Source organism: Comamonas sp. Z3 (genome assembly GCF_008121565.1).
GTDB classification, from domain to species: domain Bacteria; phylum Pseudomonadota; class Gammaproteobacteria; order Burkholderiales; family Burkholderiaceae_C; genus Comamonas; species Comamonas brasiliensis.
The window spans coordinates 206,511-229,753 of sequence record NZ_VOQU01000002.1 but is presented as its reverse complement, the minus strand read 5'-3'; the positions used below and the strand labels follow the sequence as shown (position 1 = coordinate 229,753).

The following is a 23,243-nucleotide window of genomic DNA, read 5'->3' as shown; positions in this document are numbered from 1 at the left end:
TTCCTCCGAATTTTTCAATAAAAAAGGAGCTGCTAGCGCTTGATGATCAACGATTTCAGACTGTTTTCAACCTGAAATCCTTATTCAATCAGCGAAAGCAGCTCCTGTTTTTTGGAGTACCTGGTGCGAGGCCTACAGCTCGCCGTAGCTGTGCAGGCCCGACAGAAACATGTTCACGCCCAGAAAGGCAAAGGTGGTGACGGCCAGACCCGCCAGCGCCCACCAGGCGGACACCGTGCCACGCAGCCCCTTCATCAAGCGCATATGCAGCCAGGCCGCATAGTTGAGCCAGACGATCAGCGCCCAGGTTTCCTTGGGGTCCCAGCTCCAGTAGCCGCCCCAGGCCTCGGCCGCCCACAGAGCGCCGAGCACGGTGGCGATGGTGAAGAAGGCAAAGCCCACGGCGATGGCCTTGTACATCACGTCGTCCAGGATCTCGAACGAAGGCAGACGGGCCGCAATGCGCTTGCGCGAGAACAGGATGCCGGCCACGATCAGGGCCGAAATGCCGAAGTACACCATCCAGTAGCTGCCGCCGTTCTCGGTCGCGCCCTTGCGAAAGACGATGGGCTCGAAGCACAGGACCACGCCCAGCAGCCACAGCGGCGCAAGCTTGTACCATTTGGTCTCGGTGGCCTGCTGCTTGATCAGATAGGCGAACGCCACCATGGCCGACAGCGCAAACGTGCCGTAGCCGATGAAATTAGCGGGCACATGCAGCTTCATCCACCAGCTCTTGAGGGCAGGCACCAGGGGCTGAATCTCATGGGCCTGGCGCACCAGCGTGTACCAGAGCAGAAAGCCCACGGCCGCGCTGACCACCAGCATCACAAAGCCGCCCAGGGCACGCGTGTCGTAATGCTGCTCGTAGTACAGATAGAAGATGGCCGTCATCCAGCAGAACATGACGAATACTTCGTAGAGATTGCTGACGGGGATATGGCCGATGTCCGGGCCCAGCAGATAGCTCTCGTACCAGCGCACCATGGTGCCGATCAGCGCCATCGCGACGGCCAGCCAGGCCAGGCGCGAACCCAGCAGCGACATGACCGAGCGCTCGCCCTTGGCGAATACGCCGATCCAGTAGAAAGCCGTGCTGATGAAGAACACCATGCTCATCCAAAGGATGGCGGACTGGCTGGAGAGGAAGTACTTCAGGCCGAAGACGGTCTCAGAGCGTGCCAGCTCGCCGCCATCCGCTCCCTGATAAAGACCGATGGCCAGGAGCGAGCAGCCCGCCACGCTCAGCATCAGCACCGCCAGCGGGCGCCAGAACCAGCCCAGCCAGATCATGGCCGGGATGGTCGCCAGCAAAATGCCCTTCTCATATACATCCATATAGGCGGCATAGCGCTGCAGCGCATAGCCCAGGCCCACGGCCACCACGACCGCGAACAACCAGTCAAACCAGTTGCGGCGGGCGAAATAGCCTTCGTTCAAAGTCAATGTCGTGGTTGCGGTGTTCATACAGAACCTCCGGGAGTCTTCTTTTGTAAGGGCTTGGCCCCGATCAGCTTGTCGGCCAGCATGGCGAACTCGCGGTCGCCATCCATGGTCTTGCGGTTGGTGGACAAGGCCATGTTCGCATGGCTGCCACCATTCGCAGGGGTCAGCCAGATCCAGATGCGGCGGTCACGCACGTACAGCATGGCAAAAACGCCAATGATCAGGAAGAGGCAACCGAGGTAAACAATGTTTTTACCTGGAGCGCGCGCCACCTGGAACACGCTGGCCTGGACCTGCTTGAAGTCCTGCAGCATGAAGACCACGGGCGCCGGGTAGAACTGCGCATCGCTGAGCGAGAACACCGATTGCGTCATGAAGGCCTGGGTCTTCTCGTCGTTCTCGAAAGGCTTGAGTCCCGCCTGCTGGCGCACCTGCTGGGCCAGCTCGAACAGCACGCCGTTCAGAATCCGCACCAGCACCTCGCCGGCGCGCTCGCGCTCGGCCTCGGGCACATTGCTGTCCATGAAGCCCGATATCGCCTGCAGGCCACCGAGCTGGCGGCCGTCGGGAGCCTTGAGCTTGCTGTCCTGACCGGCGAACAGCTCCAGCGCCTTGAGCGCGGACTGCGTCAGCGGCTCGGCCAGTTCGGGCTTGGAGACATCGACCGCCCGCTGAACATAGGCGCGCGCCGCCTTCTCGGCCTGGGTCTTGCTCTGCATGGCCTGGCGCAGCTGCATGAAGGTGTTCATCGTGCCCTCAGGGTCGGCAGGCACGCGCAGATAGCGCATCTGGTCGGCCTGGTTCTCACGCACGCCAAGCAGGAAGACGGGCTGGCCATCGCCCGTGTCCACGGGCAGCATGTAATTCTGGAACTCGCGCGCCTGGCCCGAGGCATCGCGCAGCTTGTAGCCCACGCTGGGGCCGATATTGCGCAAATCCTTCTTGTCCGTGGTCTTGTGAGCTGCGCCCAGGCGCTCGTCGATGGCCTGCCTCAGATCAACCTTGCGCACATCGGTGCCGGCGCCCTTGTCCTGGCCGCCGAAGTTCTCCACATTGATGGTGCGCAGCGCCGTGTACTCCAGCGTCACCTTGTCCTGCTGGCCATCGGCCAGCTTGCGCACGAACTCGGTGGAGTTGCCGATCACGCCCTCCACGTCGAAGGGCTGGGAGACGCCATCCATGGGCACTGCATGCAGCTTGACGCTGGAGCCGCCGTCATCGAAGCTGCTCTGGTAGATCTCGATGCCCTTGTAGCTGGCCGGATGGTTCACCTCCACGCGCTTTTCCAGCTTCTCGCCGGTGGCACGGTCATGAATCACGATCTCGCTGGCAAACAGCTTGGGCATGCCGGTGGAGTAGTACTCCACGATGAATTTCTTCAATTCCACCGAAAATGGCAGATCTTGCAGCAAGATGCCGTCCGATTGATTCAGGATAGCCGTGCCGGACTGCGTGCCTTCGGAGACCATGAGGTTGCCGCGGAAGGTCGGATTCTTGATGGACAGACGGTGCTCGGGCGCCACGTCCGAGATCATGCCGCCGCCGGTATAAGGCGTTTTGCCGCCCAGCAGCATCTGAGCCCGCACGATGAGGTCGCCGTCGAACAGCCCGCCGATGCAGATCAGCACGATTGCACAATGCGCGGCGATATAGCCCAGCTTGTTGACCGCACCGGCCTTGGCAGCCAGCATCCAGCCGGTGCCAGGCCCGGCCGCCGTGTCGCGCTGCTGCATCTTGACCTTCCAGCCACCGGACACCAGTTGCTGGCCGAGGCGCTTGGCCGCCTCTTCGGTACTGCCCGCCACATCGGCCTCGGCGCGATGGTGGAATGCCTTGAGGCTTTGTTCGCGGAGGTTTTCCTTGTAATTGCGGATATCGGCCAGATATTTGGGAGCATGGCGGCTCACGCACAGCGAGGTGCTGATGACCAGAAACGTCAGAATCAGCAAAAACCACCAGGCGCTGTAGACCGCATTGAGCTTGAGCGCCAGAAACAGCTGCGCCCAGAAGGGGCCGAACTGGTTGACATAGTTGACCAGCGGTTCATGTTGCTTGAGCACCGTGCCGATGACCGATGCGATGCAGATCACCGTGAGCAGTGAAATCGCAAAGCGCATGGAGGCCAGCAACTCCAGAGTCGCGCGCACTGCCTGTGAGCGAGAGGAGTCACGATCGCGAAGTGGAAGGTCTGACATGAGGATGAGATAGAGCCGAACGCAAAAAGGCGGGCCATCTGCTGAACTAGCCGATGGGCCCGCCTGACTTGGGGGGTGCCAGATGCCTGAAAGTTCCCGGAGTCACCCGCGCATCTGGTGAAAAGGATTTTTAACGCAAGCCAGCTATATAGTCTGCCACGGCCTTGATTTCGCGATCATTAAGCTTGGCAGCAACCTGGGCCATGGGAATGCTATTGCTGCGCTTGCCGTCGCGAAAGTCCGTCAGGGACTTCACGGTATATTCAGCATGCTGACCCGACAGACGCGGGTACTGGGCCGGAATGCCGGAGCCGTTGGGGCTGTGGCAACCCGCGCAGGCGGCAATCTGGCGCTCCTGAATGCCGCCGCGGAAAATGCGCTCACCCAGGGCGATGGAGTCCTTGTCCTTGGAGAAGCCGTTCTTGGGTGCCTGGGTATGCAGCCAGGCCGCGATATTCTGCATATCGCCATCGCTGAGCGTGGAGGCAAAGCCCTTCATCACCGGGTCGTTGCGCTTGCCGTCCTTGAACTCGCGCAACTGCTTGACCAGATACTCGGGGTGCTGGCCTGCCAGCTTGGGCTGCAGAGGAATGGTGGAATTGCCGTCTGCGGCATGACAGGCGACGCAAACCGCCCCATAACTGGCTTGCCCTTTGGCAGCATCCGCCTTGACAGGTGTTTCTCCCGCAGAAAATGCGGGGAAGGCAGGTGCTGCGAAAATGGCAGCAGTCAGCAAAGAGGCAAGCAACTTCATATCAAGGGGCTGGGTCTATTGTTGAGAGCTCGAATCCGTCAAATTCTACAATGGGCCTCCCTGAAATAGTTACCGTCATGACCCATGCTTCCCCGGATACCACTGCCGGAAAAACACTTTCTTTGATCGACAGCAAGCTTGCGATGGGCTGGATGCACACCGCACGCTTTTTCACGACCGCGGCCCAGCTCAACCAGCTGCCCAAGGTCGACGTTCCCGAGATTGCCTTCGTCGGCCGCTCCAACGCCGGCAAGTCCACGGCCATCAATACGCTGACCCAGCAAAAGCAGCTGGCCTTCGCTTCCAAGAAGCCCGGCCGCACCCAGCACATCAATCTGTTTGCACTGGGCAAGCAGGGCGTGACCGATGCGGTGCTGGCCGACTTGCCCGGCTATGGCTACGCTGCCGTCTCCCGCACCGACAAGGAGCGCTGGCAGCGCGTCATGCTCAGCTACCTGATGAGCCGCGAAAGCCTGTCCGCCGTGGTGCTGCTGTGCGACCCGCGTCTGGGCCTGACCGAGCTCGACGAAGCCCTGCTGGACGCCATCCGTCCGCGCGTGGAGCAAGGCCTGAAGTTTCTCATCGTGCTGACCAAGGCCGACAAGCTGACCCGCGCCGAGCAGGCCAAGATTCTGTCCATCACCAAGCTCAATGCGGGCGGTGGCGAGGTGCGCCTGTTCTCCGCCCTCAAAAAGCAGGGCGTGGACGATGTGGCCCAACTGCTGTGGCACTGGTGCCACCCCGAGGGATTGCCCCAGGCAGGTTTGCCCCAGGCGGGAATGCCCCAGGCTGCTCCCGTCACCCAAGCGACGCCCGCTGACGGGACGCCTGCGCAAAATCAGCCATAGGCGCTTATCTTGCAAGCGCCAGAAGCTACAAAAAGGAGAGCTTCATGGTCATGACTTGCACGCATACCCTGTCCACAGGAGTTGAACTGGAATGTCGTGTCAGCGGCGAGCCGGGTCAGCCCCTGTTGCTGTTTCTGCACGGTTTTCCCGAAGGCGCCTTCATCTGGGATGCATTGCTTGCGCAATTCGGCAGCCGCTATCGCTGCGTGGCCCCCAATCTGCGCGGCTATGGCCGCTCCAGCCAGCCCACGGCCATCAGCGACTACCGTGCCAAATACCTGGTGGAGGATCTGGCCGCCCTGATTGCGCTGGAAAGCGCCGACAAGCGCGCTGCCTGCGTGATTGCCCATGACTGGGGAGGCGCCGTAGCCTGGGGCCTGGCCAACCGCTATCCGCAGCAACTCGAGCGGCTGCTGATACTCAACTCCCCGCATCCGGGCAGCTTCCTGCGGGAGCTGCAGTCCAACCCGGTGCAGCAGTCCGCCAGCCAGTACATGCATTTCCTGCGCCGGCCCGATGCGCCCGAGCTGCTGGCCGAAAACGGCTGGCAGCGCATGCTGGGATTCTTTCAGAACCCCGACGGCAGCACGCCCGCATGGCTGACGCCCGAGCGCAAGCAGCAATACCGCGAGCATTGGGATCTGGGCGTGCATGGCGCCTGCATGTTCTACGCTGCCAGCCCGCTGGTGCCGCCCCGCCCCGGCGGCAGCGCTGATGAACTGCAGGACATTCGCGAGCTCAGCCTGCCCGATGAAATGCTGCATATTCCTGTGCCGGTGCGCATTCTCTGGGGGGATAGCGACCTGGCACTGCAGCCTGCCTTGCTGCATGGGCTGGAGCAATGGGTGCCACAGCTGGGGATAGAGCATCTCCAGGGCTGCAGCCACTGGGTGGTCCATGAGAGGCCCGAAGCTGTGCAGCGCGCACTGACCGAGTTTCTTCAGACGCCAGGCAGCTCCTGAAAAGAAAGCTTCTGGCGCCCAGCCATCATGGCATGGAGAACGATTTGGCGCCTATTTCCCGGAGTACAGCGATGGCTCGCCGTCCGGGCGCGTCTTGAAGCGTTTGTGCACCCAGTAATACTGCGGAACCATGGTCATGATGGCGGCCTGCAGCTCACGGTTCATGCGGGCGGTGTCTGCCACATGGTCGTCCGTCGGGAAGTTCTCCCAGGCCGGCGTCAGCTCGGCCACATAGCCCTCAGGCGTCATGCGGTTGTAAAGCGCCACCACCTTGGCCTTGCCCAGGCGCGCAAAGCGCGAAAGCGAGGGAATGGTGGCAGTGTCCTGCACCGCGAAAAAGGGCACAAACACCGAGTCATTCTTGCCGTAGTCCATATCGGGCAGCAGATACAGCAGCCCGCCCTTGCGCAGGCACTGGATGATGGGTTTGACGCCATCTGCACGGTTGAGCATCTTCACATTGCCGAAGCGCTGGCGGCCATTCATGAACCAGCGATCCAGATCCGGATCGGGATTGGTGGCGAAGATGGAAGTGAACTCGCGCTCGGTATTGAGCGGCAGGGCCAGGCCACCGGCATCCATGCTGTAGAAATGCGGCGCGAAGACGATGGTGGGCGTATCGCCCTTCAACTCATGCGTGGCTCCGACCAGCTTGACACGGCTGCGCACCAGCGCCTCGGAGCCGAACCACAGCCAACTTCTGTCGAGAAAGGTCTGGCAAAAGACTTCAAAAGACTCCTTCGCCCAAGCTTTGCGCTGCACCTCAGGCACATCGGGAAAGCACAGCTCGAAGTTGCGCAGCGCTATGCGCCGGCGCTGGCCCGCCACCACGAACAGCACACGCCCCACAACCTTGCCCAGCCCGCGCAGCAGGGGCAGCGGCAGCTTGGCCAGCAAATGCATGCAGCCGATGGCGATCTTGCTGGCACTCATGCCTTCTCCCCTGAGAGTTGCTTGTCTTCACGCGGCTGCTTGTAGCGGCCGTAGCCCCACAGATATTGCTGCGGAGACTGGCGGATGGTGGTTTCCATGGCGCGGTTGATCAGCGCCACGGTGGCTTCCAGCGATTGAGATTCGGGCACAGGCAATTCCTCTAGATACAGCGTATAGCCCCGCCCCCAGGACTTGCGCTCGCACCGCGCCACGATGACCGTGGCCCCGGTTTGCAGCACCAGTCGCGCTGCCAATGTCATCGTATACGCATCGCGGCCGAAAAAAGGCGACCAGATACCCAGCCCGTTGGGCGGAACCTGATCGGGCAGCAGCCCCACGGCAGCGCCCTGGCGCAGGGCCTTGATCATCTGACGCACGCCCGCCAAGGTGGTGGGAACGGCCTGGACGCCGGGACGATTGCGCGCGGTTTCCAGAATTTGAGCCAGCCAGCCCTGGCGTGCGGGGCGGTAGAGCACGGTGATTGCGCCATGCCGGTCCGACCAGCGTCGCGCCGCGGCCTGCACGGACATCTCGAAGCAGCCCAGATGTGGCGTGAGAAACACAATGCCCTTGCCACGCGCATAGGCCTGCTCGACGACGGCTTCGTTGACCATATCGCATTGCGGCAACTGACCCAGCCAGATGCGCGGCATCTCGAACACCATGCGCCCCGCATGCCCCACCGCAGCCCTGACCTGGGCAAAGGCATAGCCGGCCTGTGCGGCATTGGCTGCAAATCGGCGCCGATAGGTGGGAGATAGCGCCCAGGTCACCCACCCCATGGCAGCGCCAAGGCCATGCAATAGCCATAAAGGCAGTGCAGCAAACAGTCGAAACAGGGAAGGCATTAGAATAGCGGGGTCGCTGAGTTAAAGAGCAACTTGCAGGGCGACGTAAAAACAAAACTGCTAAAGCGTTCGCCAGACTTCGAAGCTCGGGCAACGCAATTGCCCAAGCAACAAGGAGTTATATCAATGGCGAACAGCGATTTTCTGTTTACCTCGGAATCGGTTTCTGAAGGCCACCCCGACAAGGTTGCCGACCAGATCTCTGACGCGATTCTGGACGCTATTTTCACCCAAGACCCGCATAGCCGCGTGGCTGCCGAGACACTGACCAACACCGGTCTGGTGGTATTGGCCGGTGAAATCACCACCGGTGCGAATGTGGACTACATCCAGGTCGCACGCGACACCATCAAGCGCATCGGCTACGACAACACCGAATACGGCATCGACTACAAGGGTTGCTCGGTGCTCGTCGCCTACGACAAGCAAAGCCAGGACATCGCCCAGGGCGTGGACAAGGCCAGCGATGACGAGCTGAATACCGGTGCTGGCGACCAGGGCCTGATGTTCGGCTACGCCTGCGACGAAACGCCCGAACTGATGCCCGCGCCCATCTATTACGCACACCGTCTGATGGAACGCCAGGCCCAGTTGCGCAAGGACGGCCGTCTGCCTTTCCTGCGCCCGGACGCCAAGAGCCAGGTGACCCTGCGCTATGTGGACGGCAAGCCCCACAGCATCGACACCGTGGTGCTGTCCACACAGCACAGCCCCGATCAGTCGGAAACGGCAACCAAAATGAAGGCATCGTTCACCGAAGCCATCATCGAAGAGATCATCAAGCCCGTGCTGCCCTCCGAGTGGCTGCTGGACACCAAGTACCTGATCAATCCCACCGGCCGCTTCGTCGTGGGCGGACCTCAGGGCGACTGCGGCCTGACCGGTCGCAAGATCATTGTGGACACCTACGGCGGTGCCTGCCCCCATGGCGGCGGTGCGTTCTCCGGCAAGGATCCAACCAAGGTGGACCGCTCGGCTGCCTACGCCGCCCGCTATGTGGCCAAGAACGTGGTGGCTGCCGGTCTGGCGCGCCAGTGCCAGGTGCAGGTTGCTTACGCCATCGGCGTGGCCCGCCCCATGAACATCACCGTGTACACCGAAGGCACAGGCGTGATTCCCGATGCGGAAATCGCCAAGCTGGTGGCCGCGCATTTCGACCTGCGCCCCAAAGGCATCATCCAGATGCTGGATCTGCTGCGCCCCATCTACAGCAAGACCGCCGCTTATGGTCACTTCGGCCGCGAAGAGCCCGAGTTCACCTGGGAACGCTCCGACAAGGCAGCCCTGCTGCGTGCCGCTGCAGGTCTGAAGTGATTCGGACACCCGCAGCGGACCTGAGGATCTGAGGGCCTCAGCCCCCAAGCCTGGTCAAGAAGCCATCGCAACACATTGCGGTGGCTTTTTTGTTGTCGGATCAAGCCGACAAGGATTTCCCCCAAATGAGCACCGCAAGCCTGCGTCCGGCGACTTAGTCTTGAGACATCGCTTCAGACAAAGGAGTTCCGATGCTCAAGTGGGCCATTATTTTTGCCATCGTTTCCCTGGTGGCCGGTGTTTTCGGCTTCACCGGCGTAGCCGCAGGCGCAGCCGGCATAGCCAAGATCCTGTTCTTCATTTTCATTGCCGTTGCCGTGATCTTCGTGATTCTGGCCCTGCTGGGCATTGGCGCAGTCAGCTAGTCGACGCGGCCGGACCCGAAACGCCAACCCGAATGCCTGCCTTGTGCAGGCATTTTTTCATGCGGAACGGCCTCAAAGCCCCCGGGCAGTCAGCGCCAGCGTCTGGCTGAAGCCGGGTTTGGCCCGGTAAAGCTGGGCAGGCCGGTGCGCTCCGCCACCCTGCATGGCCCCAGGCACGGGCTCCAGCCAGTCCATCTCATCCATCTTGCGCCTGAAGCTGACCTTGTTCAGCGGCTCGCCCAGAATGTTTTCATAGACCTGCTGCAGCTGCGGCAGCGTGAAGGTTTCGCCACACAGGTGAACGGGCAAGGAGGAATACAGGCTTTTGCTGCGCACTCGCTCCAGGGCAGCATCCAGAATGGCGCGATGATCGAACGGCAGCTGCGGCAGGGCCGAGAGCGGCACCACGCTGATGTCGGCGCGATCGGGCGGCAGGTTCTGCACGGGCAGCAGAGCGCAATAGGCGATTGCCACCGACCAGCCGCGCGGATCGCGTGCCGGGCCGCTGAAAGTAGCCAACTGCTCAAGATAGGCACCTTCTATGCCCACCTTGGTTCTGAGCACGCGCGCCGCACTGGCCTTGGCGTCCGCGTCTTCCCCGGTATGAATGAAGCCGCCTGGCAATGCCCACACCCCGGCAAAAGGCGCGGCCTGACGACGCAGCAGCACGGCATGCAACTGCTGCTCCACCAGGGTCAGCAGCACCACATCCACGCTGACCTGCACCGTTTCCCTGCGCTCATCACTTTGATTCATTTTTTTACCAACTTCATTTTTATCGCCTGATTATTTCATACGATCTCAAAAATACTTAGTTGCAAAAATATTTTAAGTGTTTTAGACTGCAGACATTGCATCTCGCATGAAAGCTGAACACCATGAGTCATCCACAAACCCAGCTGCTCATCATTGACCCGCAAAACGACTTCTGCGATCTGCCTGCCGACTGGTGCCCCCGCTCACCAGACACTCATCAGCTGATAGCACCCCGCCTGGCGGTGACGGGCGCTCATGCCGATATGCAGCGCCTGAGCAGCTGGATGGCAGCCCAGGGAGACAAGCTGGGCCAGATCACCATTACTCTGGACTCGCACCAGGCTTATGACATTGCCCATCCGGCCTTCTGGCAGCAGCGCGATGGCCGTTGCGTCCTGCCATTTACCCCGATTACGGCAGCGCAGGTCCGTGCCGGCGACTATGCACCGCGCAACGCTGCCGAACGGGAACGCACGCTGCAATACCTGGATCAGCTGGAGGCCCAAGGCAGCTACACCCTGATGGTCTGGCCGCTGCACTGCGAGATCGGCAGCTGGGGCCATGGCATGCATGCCAGCGTGCTCGCTGCCTGCCGCCAGTGGCAGGAACTGCAGCATCGTGCCACCAGCCATGTCTTCAAGGGCATGAACCCCTGGACCGAGCATTACAGCGCCATTCGCGCCGAGGTTCCCGACCCGCAGGACGGCGAAACCGGACTCAACACTGCCTTGCTGGCCCAGTTGTGCCAGAGCAGCACACTGGTGATCGCGGGCGAGGCCAGCAGCCACTGCGTGCGCGCCACCACCGAGCACATCGTGGAGCACTGGGGCAGCAGCGACTACTCGCGCATCGTGCTGCTGACGGACTGCATGAGCCCGGTCGCCGGATTCGAGGCCGCGCACCAGAACTTCCTGCAACGCATGCGTGCAACCGGTGTACGCTGCGAAACCAGCGCCAGCTTTGGCTTATGAGACAAATCAGCCGCTAGCACTTATGGATAAAGCGCCAGCAGCTCATATTTTTTGAAAAGAAGAACGGCATGAAGCCCATCATCACCAGCCTGCTGGACACCGACCTCTACAAGTTCACCATGTGGCAGGCCATGCTGCACCGCCACCCCCAGACCGAGGCTGAGTACGAATTTGTCTGCCGCACGCCCACGGCCTTCCCGCTGGCCGAGCTGCTGCCCGAGGTGGAGCGCGAGCTGGATGCCCTGTGCAGTCTGCGCTTTGACCAGAGCGAGCTGGACTATCTGGCCGGTCTGCGCTTCATGAAAAGCGACTTCATCGACTTTCTGCGCATCTTCCAGTTCCAGCGTGCCTTCATCCGCGCCTGGGCCGAGGGCGACCGGCTGCATATCGTGGCCAAGGGCCCGCAAGTCCATGTGATGGGCTTCGAGATCTATGTGCTGGCCATCGTCAACGAGCTGTATTTCCGCCGCTTCGATGCCGAGGCCGCCCTGGTCGAAGGCCGCAAGCGCCTGCAGATCAAGCTGGCCCAGCTCAAGCATCTGGCTGTCGAGGCCAAGCTGCACAACCCCTTCGAGCTGTTTGACTTCGGCGTTCGCCGCCGCTTCTCGGGAGCCTGGCAACGCGAGGTGGTGCAGGCCTTTGCCCAGGAGACCGCGCAGTGGTTCAAGGGCACCTCCAATGTGCTGCTGGCGCGCGATCTGAATCTGGTGCCCATCGGCACCATGGCCCATGAGTATCTGCAGACCTATCAAGCCCTGGGCGTGCGCCTGCGCGACTTCCAGGTAGCCGCCCTCGAGGACTGGGTGCAGGAATATCGCGGCGATCTCGGTATCGCCCTGACCGATACCGTGGGCATGGACGCCTTTCTGGCCGACTTCGACATGTACTTTGCCAAGCTGTTCGACGGTCTGCGTCATGACTCCGGCGATCCCTTCGAATGGGGCGAAAAGGCCATTGCCCACTATGACCAGCTGCGCATTGCCCCGCAGAGCAAGCGCCTGGTGTTCTCGGACGGACTGGATCTGGACACCGCCCTGGCGCTCTACCACCGCTTTGCCGATCGCATCCAGTGCGGCTTCGGCATAGGCACGCGATTGACCAATGACATGGGACTGACCACGATCAATATCGTGATGAAGCTGACCCATGCCAACGGCCAGCCCGTGGCCAAGATTTCGGACTCGCCCGGCAAGACGCTGTGCAACGACGAGACCTATCTGGCCTATCTGCGCCAGGTCTTCAACATCCCTGAGCCTGCTGCCAAGGCAGCCTGAATCTTCGGAGGCAACCATGCTGAAAGTCACCCTCGCCCAGCTCAACTACATGGTGGGCGACATCAGCGGCAATATCCGCCGCATGAGAGAGGCCGCAGCCAGGGCAGCGGCCGAGCAGGCCGACCTGGTGGTGTTTTCGGAACTGTCGCTGTGCGGCTACTACCCCGGCGACCTGCTGGACGAGCCCAGCTTTCTGCAAAGACTGGATGCAGGTCTGCAGGAGCTGCTGCAGGCCACGCGCCAGTTTCCCGATCTGCACTGGGTCGTGGGCGCACCCACGCGCCACGATGGCCCCGGCAAACCGCTGCACAACAGCCTGCTGGTGCTCAAGAACGGACAGATCCGCCTGCAGTACGACAAGCAACTGCTTCCCACCTACAACATCTTTGACGAGCGCCGCCACTTCGAGCCCGGATCCGACACGGCCAAGGTGCTGCGCGTGGGCAACTGCCAGGTGGGTTTTCTGGTCTGCGAGGACGGCTGGAACGACCAGGGTGCCGACTACGCCACCAACCCCTTTGTGCGCATGGGCGATGCGGCCCCCGATCTGGTCATCAGCATCAACGCCAGCCCCAGCCACCTGGGCAAGCGCGAGCAGCGTCACGAGGTCTTCACCCAGGCAGCGGCACGTCACAAGCTGGCCATCCTCTATATCAACCAGATCGGAGGCCAGGATCAGATCGTGTTCGACGGCGCATCGTTTGCCGTGGAGCCCGAGGCAGGACTGGTCTTCGAAGCCAGGCGCTTCGAGGAAGATGTCTGCACGCTGGAGCTGAATGCGCAGGGCCGGTTTCAGGCCTGCGACGGCTCGGCCTTGCCTACCGTGCCGGCGCAAGGCCTGGCCACCATGGAGTTCTACCGCCAGCAGATCGTGCTGGGCCTGCGCGACTATGCGCGTCGCTGCGGTTTCCAGCAGGTGGTGGTCGGCAGCTCGGGAGGCATCGATTCGGCATTGACACTGGCCCTGGCCGTCGATGCCCTGGGAGCGGAGAATGTGGTCGGAATCACCATGCCGTCGAGCTACTCCTCGGCAGGCTCGGTCGACGACTCCGTGCTGCTGTGCCGCAATCTGGGTATCAGACTCTACGAGCATCCGATCAAGGAGCTGGTCACCACCTATGCACGCCAGTTCGAGGCCAGCTTTGGCGAACCGCTCAAGGGCCTGGCGCTGGAGAATCTGCAGGCCCGCGCACGCGGCACCACGCTGATGGAGTTTTCCAATGCCTTCGGCCATCTGCTGCTGACCACGGGCAACAAATCCGAAGTCTCGGTGGGCTACTGCACCCTGTATGGCGACACCAACGGCGGTCTGGGACTGCTCGGCGATCTGTACAAGACCGAGGTCTTCGAGCTGTCACGCCATATCAACCGCCATGCGGGCCGCGAGCTGATCCCGCAGGCCATCATCGACAAGCCGCCCTCGGCCGAACTGGCTCCCGGCCAGAAGGACGAGGACAGCCTGCCGCCCTATGCCGTGCTCGACGAGATTCTCAAATGGCATATCGAGGGCCAGCATCTGTCCAGCAAGGAATATGCGCAGGCAGCCGCCTTTGTGAACAGGCTGCGCACCGAAGCAGGCGGGCCCGAGACCATTGCCCGCGTACAGAAGCTGGTGTTCCGCAGCGAATACAAGCGCCGCCAGGCTCCGCCCATGCTCAGAGTACGCCCACGGGCCTTTGGCACGGGCCGGCAGATGCCGATTGCGGCACACTACGAATAGCAATGCCCGGCACCTGTTTGAGACAAGCTGGCAAAGCCTTGGAGCACCCTGGGTGCGGCCGAGCGCTTGGCGGCCTGTCTCGAATGCCGACTTTGACCGTGCCGGGCCTGGTTACACATTTAAAAAGTGAGCTAACTTCGCTTACCCAGTAAGCATTTAGCGCGTTTTTACCCATATTTGCCCTTGCGGGCGCCGATTTCTGTACGGGTTTCGCTCTCATGCCTCAAGCCAGTCCCAACACCTCCAGCAAGCGTGTCATCGCCGCCGCACCCGAGACTCTGCCCACCTCCGTGCCCCTGCATACCGCCGTGCTGATCGGCCGCTTTCAGCCACTGCACAACGGCCATATGGCTTTGCTGCACGCCGCGCTGGAGCGTGCTCGCCAGGTCGTGGTGGTACTGGGCAGCGCCTGGCAGGCACCCAATCCCAAAAACCCGTTCAGCTGGCAGGAGCGTGCGCAGATGCTGCGCAATGCGCTATCGAAAGAGGATGCCGAGCGCGTGCGCTGCGTTCCCGTGCGCGACTATTACAACGAGCCGCTGTGGGTGCATGCCGTGCGCGAAGCCGTGCAGGCCCATGTGCCCGAAGGCGCAAGCGTGGCCCTGGTCGGACATTTCAAGGACTCCAGCAGCAGCTATCTGGCACGCTTTCCGGGCTGGGAGCTCATCAGCCTGCCGCGCCTGGGCCAGTTCGACGCCACGCCGCTGCGCGAAATCTTCTTCGGTGAGGGCGACACCTCGCCCGAGACCATGGAGGCCGCCCTGGTCAGGCTTTCCTCCCAGATGCCCGAGAGCACGCTGGACTTTTTGCGCCGCTGGGCCCAGACGCCGCTGTATCTGCGCCTGCAAAAAGAGTGGCATATGCTGCAGGACTACAAGCGGGCCTGGGCCAAGGCACCTTATGCACCGGTGTTCGTCACCGTGGATGCACTGCTGCGCTGCCGTGCCAAGGGCCAGGACCAGGTGCTGCTGATCCAGCGCGGCCATGCTCCGGGCCAGGGCCTGTGGGCGCTGCCTGGCGGCTTTCTGGAGCAGCGTGACAGCCTCTGGCAATCCTGCATGCGCGAGCTGCGTGAAGAAACCTGCTCCTCCATCAGCGAGGCCGATCTGCTGGCAGCCCTGCAGGCCGTTCAGGTCTTCGATCACCCGGACCGCAGCCTGCGCGGGCGTACCATCACCCATGTGCACTATCTGGATCTGGGCGTGCAGCCCAGTCTGCCCCCGGTACAGGGCGCGGACGACGCAGCCCTGGCCCGCTGGGTGCCGGTTGCCGACCTGCCCCTCATGGAAGCCGAGTTCTTCGAGGACCATTTCCAGATCCTGTGCCAGTTCCTGCCCGTGACCCTGGCTCAGAGCGAGCCCGAGCGCCAGGTCGCCTGATAAATAAAAACCATAGCTGCAAGCGCTTTACCATCAAGCTTTGGATCCACTTTTTCCTCTTATTTTATGAGCCAGCTCCATATCCGCCCCGCCACCGAGCAAGACATCGACCTGATCCTGCACTTTGTGCGTGAACTCGCCATCTATGAAAAGGCCGAGCATGAAGTCAAGGCCACGCCCGACCATGTGCGTCGCACGCTGTTCTGCGCCAACCCGGCCGTCTTCGGCCTGATCTGCGAGATTGACGGCCAGGCCGTGGGTTTTGCCGTGTACTTCTTCAACTATTCCACCTGGCAGGGCCAGCACGGCCTGTACCTGGAAGACCTGTACATCACGCCTGACGCACGCGGCCACGGCGCCGGCAAGGCCCTGCTCCAGCATCTGGCCCGGATTGCCCTGGAAAAGGACTGCGGCCGCTTTGAATGGAGTTGCCTGGACTGGAACACGCCCTCCATCAAGTTCTATGACAGCCTGGGCGCCCTGCCGCAGACCGAGTGGATCCGCTATCGCATGACCGGCACCGCCCTGCAGGCCATGGCCGCTGGCGACCAATAGGACTGAGCTGCAGGCCGGATCATCCAGAGTGATGTGTGAAGCCCTTCAAAATGATGCGCATCCCTTTTCAGATTGAGTGTACGCAACATCAACAATGCGGTGCGTTCGCGCTTGCGCCAAAATGAATGGTTTTGCAAAACAATAACAAAGGCGGCAATCAGTGCTGACCTTTCACACTATCTCTGGAATCCAGAATGCCAAGCTATCAAGAACTCATCGCCCAGAAAAGTGCGCTGGACAAGCGCATCGAGGAAGCGCGCAGCACCGAAGCCAAGGAAGCCCTGGCCACCGTCAAGCAACTGATCGCCACCTTCGGCTTTACCTCTCAGCAGGTCTTCCCCTGGAAGCCTGAAGAAAAGAAAAAGGTCGAGGCCAGGTACTACGACCCCGAAAGCGGCGCGACCTGGACCGGCCGTGGCAAGCCTCCGAAGTGGATCGAAGGCAAGGACCGCAACCAGTACGAGATCAAGACCACGCCTACCGTGGACTTCAGCGCCCCTCGCGACGAAAAGAACCCGTTCCCGGTTCAGTAAGCAGCCCGGCCCTTTCAGCCCCCAGCAGCCTGCTCCGCCGGCAGCGGCGCCTTGAGCATGCGCACCAAGGCCGTCACGTTCAGGCATTGGATGAGCAGATCTCCGTCATTGGCACGGATCAAGCGGTCAACCAGCTGATCTGCCGCACCCGCCATTGCAGGGGCCAGTCGCAACTGCCCGCTCTCGAAGCGCACTACACCTTCGAGATCGCTGACCAGCACGCCCAGCTTGAGCCCCTGGTGCTCCAGCACGATCACCTGGCTTTGCGCCGTCCTGGTCACGGGCTTGCCAAAGAGCAGCGCTCCCAGATCGAAGACCCAGACATAGCCGGCCACGACTGCCTGGCTGCGCCGCGCCAGCGTTCCCACGCAGTGCGGCAAGCGACCGGCCGAAACGGGAGCGATGGCCGAGGCACTCTGAGCCTCGAGCACGCAGGCCGCATCGACGGCAAGCACGCTGCGCCCCACAAAAAAAGTCGCCATCTCCATGCCCAATGCGCTGCCCTGACTGGCCGCCGCCAGGCCTTGCACCCTGGTATTGCGGCGACCGACAGCCGCCAGCGCATCGTCCTGCACGGCACCAAAAGCCTGCACGGACAGCGCAAGCACCTCTTCGCGATAGCCGTCGCTGCGCTTGAACTCCCGGTAGCCGCTGCCCGCTGTGATCGCCACCACGCAGTACTGACCTTGGTACACCATGGCACGGGCCAAGCTCTGGCCTGGCGCCAAGGCCAGCATCTGCGGCGGCAGCTCCAGCCGCATGCCCGGCTGCAGATGCACATCCGAGGACGACATGACCATGCCCGATCGGTTCAGGTAAGCCACCTGTCTGCTGGTTGCGCCTCCTGCCTGCACGCCGGTCACACCTTCCAGCATGGACTTGAATTCACGCTGTGCATGAAACACCAGACCGATCCCTCCCAGCACCATCCCGTCGGCATTGCGTATGGCCGCGTGATAGACATAGGTCGGGCCGTCATTCTCGTGCTGCACGCAGGGCCGCCATGGCGACACGTGATAGTCCTGGGTCCCTGCCAGCGCCAGGACCTGGTGCAGGCTGTCCGCCTCTATATGGCTGCCCAGCAGCTCCTGACTCTCTGCCTGCCCTCTATGGCTGACGGCCACGACTTTGCCGCGGGCGTCATAGACCATGATTTGCTGGTAGACCGTATAGAGATCGTGAATGCCGGTAAGCAACCCGCACACCTCGCTCACCAGATCACCGGCCCTCTCCCCCAAGGCAAGGGCCTCCAGCAATTCGGACAGCTGCGGCGTCAGTGCCCACCAGCGGCAGTCGTTGGCGCGCTCGTAGAGATTTCGATCCAGCAGATCCACCAGCAGACTCGTCAGCAGGCTGTTGTCCCGCAGTGCGGTATTGAGCACCGTGCCATAGAGCGCATCAATGGATTGAGAGAAGACCTCGTTCGTCCGCGCCCCCGTCTCGCCAATCTGCTCCAGCACGGCTTGCAGCCGCGTGTTGTCCATCTGCTTGCCTGCCGTCATCACCCGCCCGTTCCAGACCACACGGCGTATGGTGTCCGCAGCGCTGTGGATGGCGTGCAGGGGCGGGCAGAAACGGTGCGCATGCGCCAGCAGGCCCTGGGCCACCTCGGCATCCAGCCCGTCCAGCCCCGCTTGCGACTGAAGACCGAAGGCCAGCTCCAGCGGGGTCATGATCTGCGCCCGCCAGCCCTGGGGGCCCATATAGCCTTGATAGCCTGCCGATGCCGCAGACTGCACCAGATAGGTGCGCCCTCCATACACATGCAGCGCGCTTGCACCATCACGGTGAGGCCGCACATTCGCACCCACACCAATCCAGTGCAGATCGCTGCTGGCCAGCACCTGGCCCTGCTCATCCAGCAGCAGGGCAATGCTGGTCTGCGCTTCTGGTGCGCCACTGTCGTCAATCTGGTCGCGTCCGCTCCAGATGCCTTGCATCTCGCCGTCAAAGTCGAAGCACAGGCACAGCACACCCATGGCTTGCCGGTTGATGGGGTCCAGCATGCGATGCGCATAGATCAGACCGCTGTCATGGCCCGGCAGCAGGTCGGTGGCACCAAAGCTCTGCACAAAGCCCGGGCTTTGCAGCGCACGGGCAATCAACGCATCCCGGCATGGCTGATCCGTGGCCAGACTCCTCTCGCGAGCACTCGCTCGCACCCGGCCTTCAGCGTCCAGCAGCAGAATGTCCGCATAGACCGTGTATTTGCTCCGGTAGGCCTGCAGACGCTGGGTAATGGCTGCCTCATCCCCATCCAGCCCTGCCATGAAACCGCACAGCACGGCGTCGGTCGCCAGAAACCCCACATCGGCCGTGCGCTCGTAGAGATTGCGCACCAGGGTATCGATCAGATGCTGTGCCTGACTGGACAGCCCTGCCGTCACTCCAGCCACCGCCTGCATGACCATGGAGCGCACCAGATCCTGCTCCAGCCGCTCGAAGCCGCCACGCGTGGCGGCCATCATGGGCAGCAAGGCCTGTGCTTCCTGAGGGCAATTCATCTTGGCGGAGGACTCTATGAGCCGCCACATCAGATTCAGCTCCCTGAGTGAACTCTCGCAGCGCCCGACCTGGCGCATATGAGGAATGAAGACGTCTGTCTGCAGCAGATCCTGGGCGCGCTGCGCCGGGGCAGTCATGGTTTCTAGAGGCATGTTCTGGCAGAGCAAAAGCCAGGCCTATTTGTAAAAAGACGTTACACATGACCCAGAACAAACCCTGCTCCTTGAGCAATTTGCCCTCTGATCGGCTGGGGAGAGGTCTTGAAAGCTCGGGAAATTGCCTTATTATTAGCACTCGATGGGGTTGAGTGCTAACAGCTTGACCCTAGATATCCGAATGTCAGCCGGATGGCTGGCAAGTCTTGTTTCAACTTTGTTGATGTATTTAGGAGTTGGTATGAACCTGCGTCCCCTGCACGATCGCGTGATCGTCAAGCGCCTCGAAAACGAAACCAAGACAGCCTCGGGCATCGTGCTCCCTGATGCTGCCACCGAGAAGCCTGACCAGGGCGAAGTGCTGGCTGTAGGTCCCGGCAAGCGCAATGACAAGGGCGAACTGATCGCCCTGAACGTGAAGGTCGGCGATCGCGTTCTGTTCGGCAAGTACTCTGGCCAAACCGTGAAGATCCACGGCGACGAGCTGCTGGTCATGAAGGAAGACGACCTGTTTGCAGTCGTCGAGAAGTAATCCTTCCCGAACACCTCCCCTATTCATAGCTGCCGACGATTGATTGATAAGCGCCGGCAGAACAATTGAACCCCATTCTTTAGGAGCCAAAAATGGCAGCAAAAGACGTAGTTTTCGGCGGTGAAGCACGTGCACGCATGGTTGAAGGCGTGAACATCCTGGCTAACGCAGTCAAGGTTACCCTGGGCCCCAAGGGTCGCAATGTGGTGCTGGAGCGCTCCTTCGGCGCCCCCACCGTGACCAAGGACGGCGTGTCCGTGGCCAAGGAAATCGAACTCAAGGACAAGCTGCAGAACATGGGCGCCCAGCTCGTGAAGGAAGTGGCCTCCAAGACCAACGACATCGCTGGTGACGGCACGACCACCGCTACCGTGCTGGCCCAGGCCATCGTGCGCGAAGGCTCCAAGTACGTGGCTTCCGGCCTGAACCCCATGGATCTGAAGCGCGGCATCGACAAGGCTGTCGCCGCCCTGGTGGAAGAGCTGAAGAAGCAATCCAAGGCCACCACCACCTCCAAGGAAATCGCCCAGGTCGGCTCGATCTCCGCCAACTCCGACGAATCCGTGGGCAAGATCATTGCCGACGCGATGGACAAGGTCGGCAAGGAAGGCGTGATCACGGTTGAAGAAGGCAAGTCGCTGGACAACGAGCTCGACGTCGTTGAAGGCATGCAGTTCGACCGCGGCTACCTGTCGCCCTACTTCATCAACAACCCCGAAAAGCAAGCCGCTGTTCTGGACAACCCCTTCGTGCTGCTGTTCGACAAGAAGATCAGCAACATCCGCGACCTGCTGCCCACACTGGAAGCTGTGGCCAAGGCCGGCCGTCCTCTGCTGATCATTGCCGAAGACGTCGAAGGCGAAGCCCTGGCGACTCTGGTGGTCAACACCATCCGCGGCATCCTGAAGGTTGTGGCTGTGAAGGCACCTGGCTTCGGCGACCGCCGCAAGGCCATGCTGGAAGACATCGCCATCCTGACTGGCGGCAAGGTCATCGCTGAAGAAGTGGGCCTGTCGCTGGAAAAGGTGACCCTGGAAGACCTGGGCCAAGCCCAACGCGTCGAAATCGGCAAGGAAAACACCACCATCATCGACGGTGCTGGCCAAGCTGCTGAAATCGAAGCCCGCGTCAAGCAAATCCGCGCCCAGATCGAAGAGGCGACCAGCGACTACGACCGTGAAAAGCTGCAAGAGCGCGTGGCCAAGCTGGCCGGCGGTGTTGCCGTGATCAAGGTTGGCGCTGCCACCGAAGTCGAAATGAAGGAAAAGAAGGCCCGCGTGGAAGACGCCCTGCACGCTACCCGCGCTGCTGTGGAAGAAGGCATCGTGGCCGGCGGTGGCGTGGCCCTGCTGCGCGCCAAGCAAGCCGTTGGTGCCCTGGCTACCGGCAATGCCGAACAAGACGCCGGCATCAAGCTGGTGCTCAAGGCTATCGAAGCCCCTCTGCGCGAAATCGTGGCCAACGCCGGTGGCGAGCCTTCGGTGGTCGTGAACGCCGTGCTGAACGGCTCCGGCAACTACGGCTTCAACGCTGCCAACGACAGCTACGGCGACATGCTGGAAATGGGTATCCTGGATCCCACCAAGGTGACTCGCACTGCTCTGCAGAATGCTGCTTCCGTGGCTTCCCTGCTGTTGACCACCGAGTGCATGATCGCTGAAGCCCCCAAGGCTGACGCAGCTCCTGCCATGCCCGACATGGGCGGCATGGGTGGCATGGGCGGCATGGGCATGTAATTGCTCTGCTGCTACCGGATGGTCTGCACCATCCGGTTATGCGCAAAAGGAAAAGGCCGCATCTGCGGCCTTTTCCTTTTGTGTCGCGCTTCACAAGCTGCTCGGCTCCGAGAACAAAAAAGCCAGCCCGATATCGGCTGGCTTTTGTATCCGAAGGTTCGCCTCAGAAGCGATGACGCAGACCGATGGTGATGCCGGTACGCTTTTTCGCGCCATTGGCATCAAGCATCACGCCCGCACCGCCCTTGGTCTTGGTGTGGTCCACCGCGAAATAGGCATCGGTACGCTTGGAGAAGGCGTAGTCGGCCACGGCAACGATAAAGTCAGCCTTGCCGTTGAAGGCGCCAGTCGCCGATCCCGATTGCTTGGCATGGTAGTAATGCATGCCGGCATTGAGCTGTGGCGTGACCTGGTAGCCAAAGCCCACCTTGAACATCTCACGCTTGTTGGCAAAGTTGCCAGGGGCATTGCCCGCGATAAAGCCACCGTTGGACGAACCTGTCCAATATGCGTTGAGCAAGCCAGCATCAAAAATCGCACCCGCGCCCGCAGCCCCCAGACTATCCTTGACCTTGTTCTGGCCGTAGCCTGCCATCAGATAAAGAGGCCCGGTGCGATAGGAGCCGCCCAGCGTCCAGGCATCCACATCGGTGCCGGCCGGCAAGGTCGAGCGCTGGAAAGCGCCACCCACAGAAATGCCGTTGGCAGAATAACGCAGATAGCCGCCTGCGGTCTTCAATGCCAGACCGCCCGGGGTCATATCCACTCCAGCCCCTTTCTTCGCAAAGGTATTGCTCTCGTCAAACGAGTACTGCAAGCCCGCACGAACAGGGCCAAATTCGGCCACGTACTTGAGCATATTGTTTGCACGCGCGCCCAGAGACATGCCGATTTCAGGCTTGTAGGCGTCCATATATGGGGAATATGGGAACGATGCGTAGGTGGAGGTAACCAGATCGAACAACACGTTGTATTGGCGGCCCATGGTCAGCTGGCCAAAGCTGGTGCTGCGCAAGCCCACCCAGGACTGGGCGAAATAAGGCTGTGCGGTGCTGGGAGTACCGGAATCCGTCCAGAAACGATTTTCCAGATTGGCAATCGCCGACAGGCCGCCGCCCAGATCTTCCTTGATATTGATACCCCAGCGGCTCTCGGACATGCCGCCGCCAATCATTTTGGTCAGACCGCTTTTATTCGCTCCCTCATTATTCGTATGGCGAATTGCCGCATCCACAATGCCATATAACTGAACGCTGCTTTGTGCATATGCCAGAGTTCCCATGGTTCCCAGCACAGCCAAGGCCAATGTTTTTTTCACAAATGAAGCTGCCATTGTGTTGCCTCTCTCTTAATTCAATTCGCAAACAGTTGGTGGAAAATTCATTCTAGAAATGCTTTCCTCAACCGCGCGAGCATTGGCACAAGCGCAACACAGGCCTTTCCCTCTGGGGGCAAACCTCTC

20 protein-coding genes are annotated in these 23,243 nt (G+C 61.3%); 12 read left to right on the top strand and 8 right to left on the bottom strand.

What is annotated here, in order from left to right; all coding sequences use genetic code 11:
• Window positions 1-132 precede the first annotated feature (132 nt).
• From ccsB to FSY59_RS05680, 3 genes are all read right to left on the bottom strand, one after another.
• Window positions 133-1,467, bottom strand: coding sequence for a c-type cytochrome biogenesis protein CcsB (ccsB, locus tag FSY59_RS05690; protein ID WP_019043029.1), 1,335 nt, complete (start codon window positions 1,465-1,467; stop codon window positions 133-135).
• Window positions 1,464-3,641: a cytochrome c biogenesis protein ResB gene (locus FSY59_RS05685; protein WP_029158503.1), complete on the bottom strand. Its 2,178-nt coding sequence runs from the start codon at window positions 3,639-3,641 to the stop codon at window positions 1,464-1,466. The genes ccsB and FSY59_RS05685 overlap by 4 nt, the downstream gene beginning before the upstream one ends.
• A gap of 130 nt (window positions 3,642-3,771) precedes the next feature.
• The gene (locus FSY59_RS05680; protein ID WP_019043027.1) at window positions 3,772-4,395 is read right to left on the bottom strand and encodes a cytochrome c; all 624 of its coding nucleotides are present in this window, start codon (window positions 4,393-4,395) and stop codon (window positions 3,772-3,774) included.
• Window positions 4,396-4,472: 77 nt separating this feature from the next.
• Here FSY59_RS05680 and yihA point away from each other — a divergent pair, with 77 nt between their 5' ends.
• Window positions 4,473-5,243, top strand: coding sequence for a ribosome biogenesis GTP-binding protein YihA/YsxC (yihA, locus tag FSY59_RS05675; RefSeq protein WP_050871723.1), 771 nt, complete (start codon window positions 4,473-4,475; stop codon window positions 5,241-5,243).
• 44 nt (window positions 5,244-5,287) lie between these two features.
• Entirely contained in the window at window positions 5,288-6,205 is a 918-nt protein-coding gene (locus tag FSY59_RS05670; protein WP_043370863.1) for an alpha/beta fold hydrolase, read from the top strand.
• Between the two features lie 51 nt (window positions 6,206-6,256).
• Here FSY59_RS05670 and FSY59_RS05665 read toward each other — a convergent pair whose 3' ends face one another.
• Window positions 6,257-7,138 (bottom strand): lysophospholipid acyltransferase family protein, encoded by an 882-nt coding sequence (locus FSY59_RS05665; protein ID WP_050871724.1) that lies wholly within the window; start codon window positions 7,136-7,138, stop codon window positions 6,257-6,259.
• Window positions 7,135-7,986, bottom strand: a complete 852-nt coding sequence (locus FSY59_RS05660; protein WP_080731435.1) for a lysophospholipid acyltransferase family protein — start codon at window positions 7,984-7,986, stop codon at window positions 7,135-7,137. The genes FSY59_RS05665 and FSY59_RS05660 overlap by 4 nt, the downstream gene beginning before the upstream one ends.
• A 126-nt stretch (window positions 7,987-8,112) precedes the next feature.
• Here FSY59_RS05660 and metK point away from each other — a divergent pair, with 126 nt between their 5' ends.
• Complete coding sequence (metK, locus tag FSY59_RS05655; protein WP_148728650.1) at window positions 8,113-9,300, top strand: methionine adenosyltransferase; 1,188 nt, start codon at window positions 8,113-8,115, stop codon at window positions 9,298-9,300.
• A gap of 191 nt (window positions 9,301-9,491) precedes the next feature.
• Window positions 9,492-9,665, top strand: a complete 174-nt coding sequence (locus FSY59_RS05650) for a DUF1328 domain-containing protein (RefSeq protein WP_019043022.1) — start codon at window positions 9,492-9,494, stop codon at window positions 9,663-9,665.
• Between the two features lie 72 nt (window positions 9,666-9,737).
• Here FSY59_RS05650 and FSY59_RS05645 read toward each other — a convergent pair whose 3' ends face one another.
• Window positions 9,738-10,421: an NUDIX domain-containing protein gene (locus FSY59_RS05645; RefSeq protein ID WP_043370859.1), complete on the bottom strand. Its 684-nt coding sequence runs from the start codon at window positions 10,419-10,421 to the stop codon at window positions 9,738-9,740.
• A gap of 122 nt (window positions 10,422-10,543) precedes the next feature.
• Here FSY59_RS05645 and FSY59_RS05640 point away from each other — a divergent pair, with 122 nt between their 5' ends.
• The 6 genes from FSY59_RS05640 (at window position 10,544) to FSY59_RS05615 (ending at window position 16,853) form a co-directional block, all read left to right on the top strand.
• The gene (locus tag FSY59_RS05640; protein WP_148728649.1) at window positions 10,544-11,392 is read left to right on the top strand and encodes a cysteine hydrolase; all 849 of its coding nucleotides are present in this window, start codon (window positions 10,544-10,546) and stop codon (window positions 11,390-11,392) included.
• 68 nt (window positions 11,393-11,460) lie between these two features.
• Window positions 11,461-12,666, top strand: coding sequence for a nicotinate phosphoribosyltransferase (pncB, locus tag FSY59_RS05635; protein WP_148728648.1), 1,206 nt, complete (start codon window positions 11,461-11,463; stop codon window positions 12,664-12,666).
• Between the two features lie 16 nt (window positions 12,667-12,682).
• Complete coding sequence (locus FSY59_RS05630; protein ID WP_019043018.1) at window positions 12,683-14,386, top strand: NAD+ synthase; 1,704 nt, start codon at window positions 12,683-12,685, stop codon at window positions 14,384-14,386.
• A 218-nt stretch (window positions 14,387-14,604) separates the two neighbouring features.
• Complete coding sequence (locus tag FSY59_RS05625) at window positions 14,605-15,765, top strand: bifunctional nicotinamide-nucleotide adenylyltransferase/Nudix hydroxylase (protein ID WP_019043017.1); 1,161 nt, start codon at window positions 14,605-14,607, stop codon at window positions 15,763-15,765.
• 66 nt (window positions 15,766-15,831) lie between these two features.
• Window positions 15,832-16,320 carry a GNAT family N-acetyltransferase gene (locus FSY59_RS05620; protein ID WP_019043016.1) on the top strand — a complete coding sequence of 163 codons (489 nt, stop codon included), beginning with the start codon at window positions 15,832-15,834 and terminating at the stop codon, window positions 16,318-16,320.
• A gap of 194 nt (window positions 16,321-16,514) precedes the next feature.
• A complete protein-coding gene (locus FSY59_RS05615; protein ID WP_019043015.1) occupies window positions 16,515-16,853 on the top strand; it encodes an H-NS family nucleoid-associated regulatory protein in 339 nt (112 codons plus the stop codon).
• A 14-nt stretch (window positions 16,854-16,867) separates the two neighbouring features.
• On the opposite strand, the gene FSY59_RS05610 is transcribed toward FSY59_RS05615, so the two are convergent.
• Window positions 16,868-19,510, bottom strand: coding sequence for a chemotaxis protein CheW (locus FSY59_RS05610; protein ID WP_029158501.1), 2,643 nt, complete (start codon window positions 19,508-19,510; stop codon window positions 16,868-16,870).
• A 244-nt stretch (window positions 19,511-19,754) separates the two neighbouring features.
• On the opposite strand from FSY59_RS05610, the gene groES reads away from it, so the two are divergent.
• Both groES and groL read left to right on the top strand, forming a co-directional pair.
• The gene (gene groES, locus FSY59_RS05605; RefSeq protein WP_003058782.1) at window positions 19,755-20,045 is read left to right on the top strand and encodes a co-chaperone GroES; all 291 of its coding nucleotides are present in this window, start codon (window positions 19,755-19,757) and stop codon (window positions 20,043-20,045) included.
• 92 nt (window positions 20,046-20,137) lie between these two features.
• Window positions 20,138-21,781, top strand: coding sequence for a chaperonin GroEL (gene groL, locus FSY59_RS05600; RefSeq protein WP_019043013.1), 1,644 nt, complete (start codon window positions 20,138-20,140; stop codon window positions 21,779-21,781).
• 163 nt (window positions 21,782-21,944) lie between these two features.
• On the opposite strand, the gene FSY59_RS05595 is transcribed toward groL, so the two are convergent.
• Window positions 21,945-23,114 (bottom strand): porin, encoded by a 1,170-nt coding sequence (locus FSY59_RS05595; RefSeq protein ID WP_019043012.1) that lies wholly within the window; start codon window positions 23,112-23,114, stop codon window positions 21,945-21,947.
• Window positions 23,115-23,243: the final 129 nt, after the last annotated feature.